Annotated in this window: 13 protein-coding genes; 5 read left to right on the forward strand and 8 right to left on the reverse strand. The window is 59.7% G+C overall.

Translation table 11 applies throughout. From position 1 onward, the window contains the following. Positions 1–62: 62 nt before the first annotated feature. The 8 genes from AACY44_RS17285 to AACY44_RS17320 all read right to left on the reverse strand — a co-directional run bounded on the left by AACY44_RS17285 (position 63) and on the right by AACY44_RS17320 (position 6090). Positions 63–1220: a glutathionylspermidine synthase family protein gene (locus tag AACY44_RS17285; RefSeq protein WP_339530738.1), complete on the reverse strand. Its 1158-nt coding sequence runs from the start codon at positions 1218–1220 to the stop codon at positions 63–65. 12 nt (positions 1221–1232) lie between these two features. Further along, entirely contained in the window at positions 1233–1943 is a 711-nt protein-coding gene (locus tag AACY44_RS17290) for a DUF1190 domain-containing protein (RefSeq protein ID WP_339427969.1), read from the reverse strand. An 18-nt stretch (positions 1944–1961) separates the two neighbouring features. Further along, positions 1962–2390, reverse strand: coding sequence for a DUF350 domain-containing protein (locus AACY44_RS17295; protein WP_065873700.1), 429 nt, complete (start codon positions 2388–2390; stop codon positions 1962–1964). Between the two features lie 16 nt (positions 2391–2406). Then, positions 2407–3081 carry a DUF2491 family protein gene (locus AACY44_RS17300; protein ID WP_339416962.1) on the reverse strand — a complete coding sequence of 225 codons (675 nt, stop codon included), beginning with the start codon at positions 3079–3081 and terminating at the stop codon, positions 2407–2409. Further along, the gene (locus AACY44_RS17305) at positions 3068–4102 is read right to left on the reverse strand and encodes an ion channel (protein WP_339416963.1); all 1035 of its coding nucleotides are present in this window, start codon (positions 4100–4102) and stop codon (positions 3068–3070) included. Before AACY44_RS17305 ends, AACY44_RS17300 begins: the two co-directional genes overlap by 14 nt. A gap of 72 nt (positions 4103–4174) precedes the next feature. Continuing rightward, positions 4175–4735: a rhomboid family intramembrane serine protease gene (locus AACY44_RS17310; protein WP_339416965.1), complete on the reverse strand. Its 561-nt coding sequence runs from the start codon at positions 4733–4735 to the stop codon at positions 4175–4177. A gap of 57 nt (positions 4736–4792) precedes the next feature. Then, positions 4793–5491, reverse strand: a complete 699-nt coding sequence (locus AACY44_RS17315; RefSeq protein ID WP_339416966.1) for a PspA/IM30 family protein — start codon at positions 5489–5491, stop codon at positions 4793–4795. 17 nt (positions 5492–5508) lie between these two features. Next, the gene (locus AACY44_RS17320) at positions 5509–6090 is read right to left on the reverse strand and encodes a YjfI family protein (RefSeq protein WP_339417052.1); all 582 of its coding nucleotides are present in this window, start codon (positions 6088–6090) and stop codon (positions 5509–5511) included. Positions 6091–6704: 614 nt separating this feature from the next. On the opposite strand from AACY44_RS17320, the gene AACY44_RS17325 reads away from it, so the two are divergent. The 5 genes from AACY44_RS17325 to AACY44_RS17345 all read left to right on the forward strand — a co-directional run bounded on the left by AACY44_RS17325 (position 6705) and on the right by AACY44_RS17345 (position 13387). Continuing rightward, complete coding sequence (locus AACY44_RS17325) at positions 6705–8036, forward strand: amino acid permease (RefSeq protein ID WP_339530740.1); 1332 nt, start codon at positions 6705–6707, stop codon at positions 8034–8036. Continuing rightward, complete coding sequence (locus AACY44_RS17330; protein ID WP_339416969.1) at positions 8020–9291, forward strand: aspartate aminotransferase family protein; 1272 nt, start codon at positions 8020–8022, stop codon at positions 9289–9291. Before AACY44_RS17325 ends, AACY44_RS17330 begins: the two co-directional genes overlap by 17 nt. A gap of 75 nt (positions 9292–9366) precedes the next feature. Then, positions 9367–10095, forward strand: coding sequence for a TetR/AcrR family transcriptional regulator C-terminal domain-containing protein (locus AACY44_RS17335; protein WP_339416972.1), 729 nt, complete (start codon positions 9367–9369; stop codon positions 10093–10095). Positions 10096–10214: 119 nt separating this feature from the next. Further along, positions 10215–12212 carry an acetoacetate--CoA ligase gene (locus tag AACY44_RS17340; protein ID WP_339530741.1) on the forward strand — a complete coding sequence of 666 codons (1998 nt, stop codon included), beginning with the start codon at positions 10215–10217 and terminating at the stop codon, positions 12210–12212. After that, positions 12209–13387 carry a thiolase domain-containing protein gene (locus AACY44_RS17345; protein WP_339416974.1) on the forward strand — a complete coding sequence of 393 codons (1179 nt, stop codon included), beginning with the start codon at positions 12209–12211 and terminating at the stop codon, positions 13385–13387. Before AACY44_RS17340 ends, AACY44_RS17345 begins: the two co-directional genes overlap by 4 nt. Position 13388 lies beyond the last annotated feature (1 nt).

The following is a 13388-nucleotide window of genomic DNA, read 5'->3' on the forward strand; positions in this document are numbered from 1 at the left end:
GTATTTACCCAATTATTGAGTCGTGTCCAGCCAATACTGACTGAGGAGCCCGGCGGACTTTCTCAATCCAATATCAAATGCGGCAAAAACCGACTCGAATCCTTGGTAATCAAACTATTATCCTCGCGCACCCCAATCCCCGCCGCCTGATCACCAATCACCCAAGACCCAATCAACGTATAGCTGTCCCCAAACTTCGGCAGCGGCGCAAACTCTTGAAGAATGAACGGCGCATCCGTATAGGGGCCATCCTCCTTCACAATCAGCCCGTCCGCCGTTTGCAGCTCGATGTTGGCCCCTTCCCGCGAGAAGAACGGCTTGCGCACCCAGCCCTTTGGCACGGCTTTACCCGGGTCGGTATCCAGGTGGGACGCCAGCAAATTCGGATGCCCTTTATTGAATTCCCACAACAGCGGCAGGATGCCTTTGTTGGAAATAATGGACTTCCAGGCCGGCTCGAAAAACTGCGTATCACTCTGGGCAATCGCCGAGCCGAAGGGCTCGTGGAAGATGAATTCCCAGGCGTGCAGTTTGAACAGGTGGGGGATCCAGCGGTCCTCGAGGTCGACGAAGCGGCCTTCGGCTGTCAGGCCGATGTCTTCGATGTCGATGTGGCGTGATTCGATGCCGACTTTCTCCGCGACGAGGCGCAGGTAGTCGGTGGTGCCTTTGTCTTCGATCGAGTCTTTCATCGAGGCGAAGTAGAAAGGTTGGTTGATCTGCAATTGGGCGAAGGCCTGGTGCAGTTTGGTGTCGATGCTGTTGAACTGATCGGCGTGCTTGGGCAGCAGGCCGCGTTCGATGCATTGTTCCAGCCAGCCCCACTGGAACGCCGCCGCTTCGTACAGGCTGGTGGGGGTGTCGTAGTTGAGTTCGAGCAGCTTGGCGGGCCCGGGGCCGTTGTAGGAGAAGTCCATGCGCCCGTACAGGTGCGGGTGACCTTCGAGCCATGAGGTTCGAATCATGTCGTAGAACGGCGCGGGGATGCTCAGGCGGTCCAGCAGTTCCTCGCTATGGACCACGCGGGCCACGAGGTCCATGCACATGTCATGGATCTCGGTGGTCGGGTCTTCGAGGTCTTGCTCGATTTGCTTGAGCGTGAACTGGTAGTACGCGCTCTCGTCCCAGTAGGGTTCGTCGTCGATGGTGTGGAACAGGAAGCCGAGGCTGTCGGCGGTCTGTTTCCAGTCATGACGCTCTGCGCAATGGATCTTCTTCATGGCCCGGTTTCCTTAACTGCTCGACCCGCCGCCGCCCCAGCCGCTGCGTGCGCTGGCCTTGCTGCCGAAGCCGCCACGGGAGGTGGCCGACGATACGGCACTGGACGCGCTGGAGGAGCGCAGCGTGTTCGAGTAATTGCTGCTGCCGTACCGTGCCTGATTCGAGCGGCCGAATGTCGCCCCGCTGGAGGCTCGCTGACTCAGCGTCGAGGAACCATAACTGCCGCGATCGTCGCGGTAGCGATAAACCGGCTCGGAGCGGTAGCTGTTGCGGTTGTTGCTCAGCATGTTGCCGATCAGCAACCCCGTCAGCAGGCTGCTGGTGGAGAAGCCTGAGCCGCCGCTCGCTTGCGATTCGCCCGTTTGCGCCTTGGCCGCGTCAACCTGGGATTGCGTGACTTGGCCTTCGGCGGTCAGTTCGAAACCACCCAGCTTGGGGATGAACTTGCCGGCGGAGTCTTGCTGGCACCAGTCGGCGACAAAGTCGGCGTCGCAGTCGGCCTGGCTGTCGTACACCGGTGCAATGCGGCGGTGCTCGGCCATGGCCTTCATGTAGGCGTCCGAGCAGACGTCCACCGGTAGCTTTTCATCGGCGCACTGCTGAACAGACTGGAAGTTGTACTTCTTCTGCAACTCGTAGGTTTTTTCCGTCGGCCCGCAGCCGGATATCGCCATGGCGACCGACGCTGCCAGCGAAAGCTGGACGTACTTGCTTCGTTTCATCGGGAGCTCCGTGCGCAATCAGTTCTGGGAAGGCGTCATGCAGGCGGCGTTCAACATGCCGACGCTGATGGCCACGGCTGCCACGTAGATACCGGCCGCGAGTTCACCTTTTTTGATACGTTCGGAAGTGCCTTTGAGTACCAGGCTGGTCACCAGAAACGCCAACAGTTGGACGAGGGCGGCGATCACGGCCCAAACGACAAAGTCGAGGAGGCTGATCGAGAAGGCAATCACATTGCTGGCCGGAATCGCGAAACCGATGATGGCACCGCCCAGCGCGACCGCAGCCGACACGTTGCCCGCACGGATCAGTTCGAATTCCTTGTGCGGGGTGACGCGGGTGTAGATGAACTGGAACAGCGCGAACAGCACGGCGGCACCCAGGATGTAGGTGACAAACCCGAACACGGCGGGTTTATTCAGCGAGATGGACAGAGCTTCTAGCATGGATTTCTTCCTTTTTTCAGAGCGTATTCAGGTCGGTTGTGTACAGTGAAATGCCCAGCGAGGTGCTCAGGCTGACGGTGCCTTCAGCGTCTTCTTCAACGGAAAACAGCAGGAACTCCCGGCGATCGGTCAGGCCGGTATCGCGGGCGTACAACATCGAACGGTGCTCGACGGTGTAGGCACTCTCCGGATTGATCACCTGCTCGCTCATTGCCACTAATTCTGTCTGGCCCTCTTCGCTGCCCCACACGCGGCTGTATTCGACGCCGTTGTGCGTGTAGGTCGCCAGCCCGATCAGGCTCTGTGGACCTGCCAGCCGACGCAGTTCCGCCTCACTGCTGAGGGTGACGTAACTCAGGTAGTTGAACAGGATCACCGACTCGACCTGCCCGGCGATGTCACCCGTGGTGTGCACCTGCAGCCAGTAATCGTCGTCGTTCATGTAATAGCGCGACAGCCAGGTCGACTGCCCGAGGTCCACGGTGCCGTTGCTCCAGATTTCCTGGGAACCGGGGATGACCACGCTGGTTTTATCATCGAGCAACAATCGCAGGGTTGCGTCGAAGATCACGCCTTTACCCGGCGCCAGGCCCAGCGGGCCAGTGGTCGGCAGGGCTACGCTGGCTGTGCGGTTCGACGCGGTATTCGCGTTCGGGGCCTCAAGCCCCATCAACTGTTTAAGCCATCCCATTGGAGATTTCCTTGAGGCGTGTAGAGGCGATGTAAAAGAGTTCGCCGCCTTCAACGCGCGTGGCGCTGGGCGGGTTGATCGACGGTTGTTGGGCACCTTTGGCGCGGTAGCCGATGAGGGTGGCGTTGTGGTGTTCCTTCATCTGCGTGTACAGGTCGCCAAACGTTGCTTCAAAGGCCTCGGGCAATTTCATCAGGTATTGGGTGGCGCCTTGGCCCACGCACAGCAGCTCATTAATGACCACTGACGAGCCCGGGTCCTGAGAGGCTCGCACCAACATCTCGATCGCCATACTGGAGGTGCATTCCAGGCTCGGGGCGTAGGAGCTGGCAAGTGCGGCAATTTCACTTTCGTTGAAGTGCGCGACCACATGCCCCACAGGATTCAATTGATTCACCGCCAGCACAGTGGCCAGCGTCAAGTCGTCAGACGAAGTTCGCACCAGCACACGCTCGGCACCGGGCACGCCTGCACGCAGCAGTAACGCGGTGGAGGACAGGCTTTCGCCGCGGATGAATGCCGCTTTGCCGGGCATCGGGTTTTCTTCGAGGGTGCAATCGCAGATGACGATCAGGTTGTCGCTCGAGGTTTCGTCTTGCAGCAACAACTCAATGACCCGCTCGCTGGATGCGCCTTCCCAGCCAATGAGCACCGTATGGTCGACCTTGCCCGTGAAATCGCCTTTACCCTTCATGCCTTTTCTCCATGCATCGATGACACTGCTGGTGGTTTTGCCGATGGCTGCCGTCAACAGCGCAATGCCCCCGAGCATGACCCAGGAGGCCACGAAAATTCGTCCCGCCGAGGTCTGCGGCGCGAGATCGCCGTAGCCGACGGTGAGTGTGGTGGTGAGATAGAAGTAAATGAACGTGGCGGGAGCGGTGAGGTGCTGTTCGCCCAGAAACACCAGGCCCAGATAAGCCGTGCTCAGGTGGACGCCCAGGGCAATGACCAGACCTGCCCAGCCGAAGCGGTGAAAGAGGGAGGACGCGTACAGGCGCAGCAATAAAAAAATCGACATGTTGTCCCTGATTCCCTGGGTACTTGATTCCGGATGAGATCAGCGCCTGGGCGTCTGGAGGCTCAAGTGCGTTCACCGCGCATTAAACCTGCTGCGCGGCGCAGAGAGAAGTACTTTGGCTGCAATAAATCCAGCGAACGCACCAAACAGGTGACCTTCGAAGGACACACCCTGACGCGGCAGGAAGCCAAAGATCAGCCCGCCATACAGCAGAGCGACAACGCCGGCGGTTATCAGGTTGCTCCAGCTCCGATGAAACCAGGCGCGAGACAGGAGGTAGGCCCACAACCCGAATACCCAGCCGCTGGCACCCACGTGGACGCCTGCAAAACCGAACAGCCAGACCAACAAGCCGCCCAGCAGGATAATGATCGCGCTGACGCTGATGAACCGATTGAACCCTTCGAGGATGACCAGGGTGCCCAGTATCAAAAAGGCGATCAGGTTCGCACTCAGGTGAGCAAAGGACGCGTGCAAAAAGGGTGAGGTGAGAATGCCCGGCAGCCCGTACAGCGTTCTTGGGACCAGGCCGTATGCCATCAGGCTGTAACCGGTGGCTGCATTGAGTAGTTGCAGCGCGACCATCAAGAGGGCGAGGCCTGCGATTGTCTTGAAACCCTTCAGGGCATCCATCCTGACCTCGATATAAAAAAGGAAGGGCAGACCATGCCCTTCCTGTTGCCGCGTTGCTTAGTCGGCCGACTTTTGCTTCAGACGTTCCAGAATCGCATTGGCGCTGCCTTCGTTCGGCGTGATGCCGGCGTCGCGCAATTTACGCTCCAGGTCGGTACCCGTCGAGGCGTCAGCCAGTTCGTCCTGGGCTTGCAGCTCAGCGGCGCGTTGCTGCTGCTTGGCTTGCAAGCGATTCAGCGTACCGACGGCGGTTTCCAGCTTGCCGTTGGCACCGCCACTGGCGATGGACGCGCTGACCTGGGCCTTCTGTACGCTGTCGCGCGCCTTGGCCATGTCCACTTGCTGACGCAGGCTTTTAATCCGGCTTTCAGCCTTGGTGATGTCCTTGCGCATGCTTTCAGCGTACCCACCGAACTCGGCGGCCTGCTTTTGCTCGACATCCAGTTCGTTGGTCAGGGTCGAAATGGCCTCGGCCACTTCCAGCGCCAGGTCTTCACGGTTGGCCTGGATAGCGGCCATCGCCTTGGACTCCAGATCCTTGATCTTGGCGTTGTACTCGCCGACGCGATCATTCGCCAGTTTGTGCTTGGCCATGATGCTGACCAGCTCACGCTTGGCGTTAGCCAGCGCGCTGTCGGCGTCGCGAATTTCCTGGTCGAGGATGCGCAGGGCTTGTTGATCGACAATCGATTCGCCGACTTCGTTGGCACCGCCACGCAGCGCGGTGAACAATTTGCTCCAGATGGACTGAGTCATTGGATATTCCCTACTGATTAGTTGAAGAAGCGTTCAAAGGCTTCGCTCGCGCGCTGCACGTTATCGACGAGGGTTTTTACCTCGGTCACGATGTTCGTCAAGCTGGAGTCGGAGCTCAACGCGCCGAACATGTTGTAAATAACTTGCCCGTTCGGCATGGACTCGATGCCGATCGAGGACAGCGGGAACATCTCCCGGCTGCGCAGCACGGCGTCATTGAAGGCAGGTACATCGTTGATGGACTCGACGTCGACCAGAACGGTGTCGACGATGATCTGCTCGCCGACCACCGCGATGTAAATCGGCAGGCCACCGAAGTCGTTCATTTCCAGCTTGATGCTGGACTCGGAACCTTGAACCAGAGAAAGCGTAATGTCGTTGGAAACCACGTCGTCCAGGGCCTGAAGTGCACTGAAGAGGCGATTGATGTTCCAGTTGGTACCTGCGCTCATGTAATTCTCCGACATGAATGAGCCAGCCAGAATCGGCTGGCGAAGCTGTTTCTCCATCTGCTTGAGCAGGCTTCGATTTTCGGGAAGCACCCAAGTCTCGTGTTTCACATAACCGGCGGCCGCCAGGCCCGCGCGCATCTGCTTCATATAAAAGCTAGACGGCTTTTTCGCAGGCGATTTCAAGCGCTCTCCCTTGCGGCTTGCTGAATCTGTATCGGGCCCAGCCGGCGGGCTCGATGGAGAGCTGCTTTTCATGGTACTGACCTCGTTGTGAAAAACTCACGCGTGAGAAACACTACAGGCAATTTCGACCACGCTCAAGAGCTCACGCGTGAGATTTTTGCGTTACGTTTTCCGGCCATCAAAAAGCGTCGACGAGCGATAGGCGCTCCCTAGGAAACGTCCTGCACGTAACAAAGATCAGCCCTGCTGGCCTTTGAAGATCACACCACACTCACTCCCGTGTTCCCCCCACCCACCTGTGTTCCCAGGTGACACCCTGCAACCTTACCCCCATCGCATAAACATCAGATGAAACGTCCTACACGCATATCTAAATAAACCGTTTAAACGCCAATTCCCCGACTCCCCTCGCCGCTGGCCCAAAACCTGCTTATTGCACACCGTACAATAAAACCGGCCCAAGCCGGGCTCACCCTCAACCACTGCTGCGTAATGCAGCCTGGGGAATGCTGATGTCTACAACACCGCTTCACTCTTCCAACCATGGCTTGGCGCGATCGCTCAAGGAGCGCCACGTCATGTTGATCGCTATCGGCGGCATTATCGGGGCCGGGTTGTTTTTGGGGTCGGGCAAGGCGATTGCCACGGCGGGGCCGGCGCTGTTGCTGGCGTATGCGTTGTGTGGAGGGATGGTTTATCTGATTGCGCGGGCGCTGGGGGAGTTGTCGTTGTATCGACCCAGCAGTGGGTCGTTTGCGACGTACGCGGAGGAATTTTTGGGGCCGCGGGTGGCGTTTATCACGGGGTGGTCGTATTGGATGATCTGGATTCTGGTCGGGGTGCTGGAGGTGACCGGGATTGGTTTGTTGATGAAGTATTGGTACCCGGAGTTGCCGCAGTGGATTCCCGCGTTGGTCACTGTCGGCGTGTTGATGGTGATCAATCTATTTGCAGTGAAGACGTTTGGTGAGGTGGAGTTCTGGCTGGCGTTGATCAAGGTGTTGACGATTGTCGGGCTGATTGGGGCGGGGTTGGTGATTTTGTTGTTTGGGCTGGAGACGTCTGCGCAGACGACACCCTCAGTCGCGAATCTCTGGCAGCACGGTGGGTTTTTTCCGAATGGCTGGCATGGCTTCTGGTTCGCGGTGCCTGTGGCCGCGTTTACCTTTGCCGGGGTCGAGGTGATTGGTTTGGTGGCGGCGGAAACAGCCGAGCCGCAGCGCACCTTGCCACGAGCGATCAATAGCATCCTGTGGCGCATGGCGATTTTTTACCTGGGGTCGACCGCTGTGATCATGGCGCTGTACCCGTGGAACCAGATCGACACCTCGCAAAGCCCGTTTGTGATGGTGTTCGACAGTATTGGGCTGGGTGTGGCGGCCGGATTCATCAATTTCGTGGTGATCAGCGCGCTGGCGTCCTCGTGTAATACCGGACTGTTTGCCACCAGCCGCATGTTGTTTGCACTGTCACATATCCGGCAGGCGCCGCGTCAGTTGCAGGTGTTGAGCCCGCAACGGGTGCCGGCCCGTTGCTTGATGGTGTCGACCGCCATTTTGCTAGTGGGGGTGCTGCTGAATTATTTGATCCCGGAGAGCATTTTCAGCCTGTTGATCACGGGAATCCTGGGCCTGTTGATTTGGGTGTGGATGGTGATCATCACCGCGCATATGGCCTATCGCCGTAAGGTGCAGCGCAGCGAGCTGGCAGAAGTGGATTACCGCCTGCCCTGGCCCAAGGTCAGCAGTGTGCTGGTGCTGTGTTACCTGGGCGTGCTGACGGTGTTGGTGATTCGCGACCCGGAAACGCGCGCGGCGTTTTACGTAGCGGCGGCGTGGTTTGGCTTATTGATGCTGGTGTATCCGAAACGTACTGCGTCGAAGGGGGTGAGTGATGCCTGGCAAGCTTGAGTTGGAGCGTTGCATTCAACGGTACATCCGGGCCAATCCAAAGAGTGCGCGCCAGTTGGAGTGGGCCGCGCAGGTGATGCCCGGCGGCAACACGCGCTCGGTGCTGTTTTATGAGCCGTTTCCGTTGGTGATGACAGGCGCCAGCGGGTGTTTTCTCGATGATCTGGATGGGCACCGCTACGTCGATTTTCTCGCGGAATACACGGCAGCGCTGTATGGACACTCCCATCCGGTGATCACCCATGCGCTGACAAAGGCGATGGCGAATGGGCTGAACCTGAGCGCCCATACGGAAGGGGAGGCGCGGCTGGCGACGCTGATTGTGGAGCGCTTCGGCTGCATCGAGCAGGTGCGGTTTACCAACTCCGGCACCGAGGCGAATCTGCTCGCGCTGGCGGCGGCGAAGGCCTACACCGGGCGCAGCGGAGTCATCGCGTTCAACGGCGGTTATCACGGCGGTGTGTTGAGTTTTGCCGGGACAAGCACGGCGATGAATGTGCCGCATCGGGTCTACTTGGCCGACTACAACGACCTGGACAGCGTCGAGCGTTTGTTGCATGAGCATGTCGACATTGCGGCCATCCTGGTGGAGCCGATGCTGGGTGCGGGCGGGTGTATCTGTGCCGCGCCGGGTTTTCTCGAAGGGTTGCGCAAAAGGAGCCACGCCCATGGCACGCTGCTGATCTTCGATGAAGTGATGACCTCGCGCCTGGCCCCCGGCGGCCTGCAGGAAAAGCTCGGCATCACCCCGGACCTGATCACGCTGGGCAAATACCTCGGCGGTGGTATGCCGTGCGGCGTGCTCGGTGGGCGGCGGGACATCCTCGCGCAGTTTGACCCGCGCCATGGATGCCTGTCCCATGCGGGCACGTTCAATAACAATGTGCTGACCATGGCGGCGGGCATCGCCGGACTGGAGCAGGTGTACACGCGCGAAGCAGCGTTGGAACTGAATGCCCGTGGCGACAGGTTGCGCGGCCAGCTCAATGAGGTGCTGGCGCCCATGCCGATGCAATTTACCGGGCAAGGATCGGTGATGAATCTGCATCCCACGGGCTTACCTATTCTTCGTCCTTCAGATATTCCAACGGAGCGAAACGACCTGCGCGACCTGTTCTTTTTTCACCTGCTCGAATGTGGGATCTACAGCGCGCGGCGCGGGTTGTTTGCGCTGAGTTTGCCGCTGACTGACCGCGAGCTGAGCCGACTGGTCACGGCCACGCAAGCGTTCGTCGAGCGCTACGGAGGGGATTGACGGCTATTGCGCAAGAGCGACAGCGAATCGGTGAACCGCTATCCTTTCGCCGTCGCTCAACCGGAACCCACAATAATGACCAGCAAAACCGCAAACCCACGAGGCCGGCGTAAAAAAACCGCTGGCGAAGATGCAAAGAGCCCACTGAACAAAGACGCGATCATCACCGCAGCCCTGACGTTGATCGATCGCGAAGGCCTGGACAAATGCAGCCTGCGCAACCTGGCCAGCAGCCTGGGTGTGTACCCGACGGCCATCTATTGGTACGTCTCATCACGCGAATTGTTGTTGAGCGAAGTGCTGGCCAAAGTCTTGGAGCACGTTGCGCCAGAGCCTCAGGAGCGCTGGCAGGACTACCTGCGTGCGGCGATGGTCAACTGCCATGATGCCGTGCACCAGCATCCGAACATCGCGCCGTTGTTGGGCTCGCAATTGGTGTCCAACGCCAGCACCGACTTCACGTTGGTCGAGGGTGTGTTGGCAGCACTGCAACAAGCGGGTTTCAGCGGCCCTTCCCTGGCCGCCGCCTACAATACGTTTATCGCTGCTCTTGCCGGTTTCACGACGCTGGAGTACGCACCATTGCCGGATAACACCGAGGCATGGCAATGCCAAGTGCAGGAGAAGCTGAGGGCCGTCGACGCAGAACAGCACCCCACTCTCGCGCAGAATATGGACCAACTGAGCAATCGCGGTTTCAGCCTGCGCTGGCAAAATGGCGTGCACGCCGCGCTGGATGAGAGCTTCACGTTCTACGTCGACACCCTCCTCTGCGGCCTGGAAACCCTGGCTGCCCGCCGCTGAAAATTCGCACAGCAAAACCAGACACGCCACTAATTGTACGACGTACAATTTATCGCTACAGTCCGCCACGCAAGAGCACCCCATGACCCGAATAACAACAACGTCAGAGGTCTTTTATCGTGGCGACTGCATTCAACGACGTGGCCCAGGGGCAACTGCTCTGGCAGCCCTCCCCTGAGCTTCTTCAACACGCCCGCCTCACTCATTACCTGAATTGGCTGAAGCACGAACGCACGCTCAGATTCGCCGATTATCACGGGCTATGGCAGTGGTCCGTCGATAATCCGGAGGCGTTCTGGCAATCGATCTGGGATCATTTTCACATTCAGGCCAGCAGCCCTCACCAGGCAGTGCTGGGTGACCGTGCGATGCCCGGTGCGCAGTGGTTTCCCGGCGCGCGACTGAATTTTGCCGAACACATTCTGCGCAATGAACGCGAAGGCGACGCGCTGCTCTTCCAGAGTGAAACGGTTGCCTTGCAAGGCCTGCCGTGGAGTGACTTCGCCCGTCAGGTTCGCATCCTGGCGACCTACCTACGGGAAGTGGGGGTGGTGCCGGGTGATCGAGTGGTGGCTTATTTGCCAAATGTTCCCGAGGCGATGATTGCGCTGTGTGCATGTGCAGCCATCGGCGCGGTCTGGGCCAGTTGCTCGCCGGATTTCGGTGTGGAGGGCGTGCTGGACCGGGTGCGGCAATTGTCGCCAAAGGTGCTATTGGCGGTGGACGGTTATCGCTATGGCGGTAAGGCGTTTGATCGACGCGAACAGGTCCGGCACATTGCCCGCGAGCTGGGCAGTATCGAGCACGTCATCGTGCTGCCAGCGCTGTTTCCCGATGAACCGCTGACGTTTGCCAACGCCATCGACTGGCGCGCCTTGCTCCTGCGTCCTACCGTGCCCGCAGCCGATTTCCACTGCGAACAATTGCCCTTCGATCATCCGTTATGGGTGCTGTTTTCTTCCGGCACGACTGGCTTGCCCAAAGCCATCGTACACAGCCATGGCGGGATACTTCTGGAGCAGCTGAAGGCACTGCATCTACACCTGGATTTTCGCCCCGGTGATGCAGCATTCATCTTCACCACCACCGGCTGGATGATGTGGAACACCTTGTTCAGCGCCCTGCTCTGCGGAGTACGGCCAGTGCTCTATGACGGCCATCCGACCTGGCCGAACATCGATACGCTGTGGCAGATCGTGCAGGACAGCCGCGCCAGCTTTTTCGGCACCAGCCCCACCTATATCGAGTTGATGAAACGCTACGACGTAGTGCCCCGTGAGCGCTTTGAACTGGGCGCGCTGCGCACCGTGATGCCGGTGGGCTCGCCGGTTTCGCCGCAATGCAATGCCTGGTTTTACCGCAACCTCAAAACGGACATCTGGGTGACCACAGGCAGCGGGGGCACGGACATTTGTACGGGGCTGGTAAGCGGCGTGCCGACACTGCCGGTGTATGCCGGTGAGATCCAGGCGCGCGCCCTGGGTGTGGCGGTTTATGCGTTTGATGAAAAGGGTCAGGCGGTGGTTGAACAGGTTGGCGAGCTGGTGGTGACGTCGCCCATGCCGTCAATGCCGGTGTACTTTTGGGATGACACTGGGGGCGAGCGCTACCGCGAAAGCTATTTCCACCCCTGGCCAGGGGTGTGGCGCCATGGGGATTTTTTCTTGCTCAATGCCCGCGGCGGTTGCCAGGTGCTGGGGCGTTCGGACGCCACGCTGAACCGCTTTGGGGTGCGGATCGGTACGGCAGAAATCTACCGGGCATTGGAGCCCATCGCAGAAATCGACAATGCGCTGATCGTGAATCTGGACCTGCCCGAAGGCGGTTTTTTCATGCCGCTGTTTGTAGAACTGCGTCATGGCGCTGTGCTGGACGACGCCTTGCAGCAGCGCGTGCGTGAATGCCTGCGCCAGGCGTGCACGCCCCGGCATGTACCGGACCAGATCCTCGCGGTGCCGCAGATTCCCCTGACGCTGACCGGTAAAAAAATGGAAGTGCCGGTGCGCCGAATCCTGATGGGACACGACCCGCAAAACGTCGCCAACCTCAGCGCCATGCGCGATCCGCAGGCGCTGGCGTTTTTCATCGAGTACGCCCGCCGGAGTCGTCAACCATGAAGAGCAAAGCCTTTATCGTCGGAGCCTACGAACACCCCACACGGCATGCGGTGGACCGCTCCCTCGCGCAATTGCACGCGGACGTGGCCCGCGGCGCCCTGGCAGATGCGGGGCTGAGCCTCAGCGATGTGGACGGCTACTTTTGCGCCGGCGACGTACCCGGTTGGGATGCACCGGGCGTGGGGCCTTTTTCCATGGTCGAGTACCTGGGCATTCATCCTCGGCACTTGGAGACCACAGAAAGCTGGGGTTCGTCCTACCTGCATCACGTCGCCCAGGCTACGCGTGCGATTGCCGACGGGCGCTGCACCGTTGCCCTGATCACCCAAGCCGGACGCCCGCGTGCCAGGCGCCAACGGCCGGACGCCAACCACCTCGATCAGCCCCAAACCACCTGCGAGGGCCCCTTTGAAATGCCCTACGGCGCCGCCGTGACCAACCTGTACGCGATGTGCGCGATGCGCCATCAGTACGAGCACGGTACCACCGCCGAGCAACTGGCCTGGATCAAAGTCGCAGCGTCGCACCATGCCCAGCACAACCCCTTGGCGATGTTGCGCAACATAGTGACGGTGGACGATGTGCTGAACTCACCGCTGATCGCCGCCCCATTGCGACGCTTGGATTGTTGTGTGATCAGCGACGGCGGTGGCGCGTTGGTGGTGGTTCATCCGGCCATTGCGCGGGCACTCAAGCGGCCGCTGATTACACCCATCGGTGCAGGTTACTCAATCAGTCATCTGAACGGCGGCTACTTCGACCTGCTGGCTTCGGGCGCGGTGAAGTCTGGCGCCGATGCATTCGCCGAGGCACGGCTCAAACCCAGTGACATCCGTTACGCCTCGCTGTACGACAGCTTCACCATCACCGTATTGATCCAGCTGGAAAACCTCGGCTTCTGCGCCCCCGGCGAGGGCGGCGCTTTCGTTGCCGACGGTAAATTGATCAGCGGCATGGGCCCGTTGGCGATCAATACCGACGGTGGTGGGCTGTGCAACAACCACCCCGGCAATCGCGGCGGCATGGCCAGGCTGATAGAGGCCGTGCGTCAGTTACGTGGCGAGGCACACCCCGCGGTGCAACGGCCTGACTGCGCGCTGGCCCTGGCCCACGGCACCGGTGGATTGCTGGGCTCAAGGCATGGCAGCGCTAGTCTCATTCTGGAGCGACTCTGAT

Source organism: Pseudomonas sp. RA_15y_Pfl1_P11 (genome assembly GCF_963970975.1).
In the GTDB taxonomy this organism is placed as follows: domain Bacteria; phylum Pseudomonadota; class Gammaproteobacteria; order Pseudomonadales; family Pseudomonadaceae; genus Aquipseudomonas; species Aquipseudomonas tritici.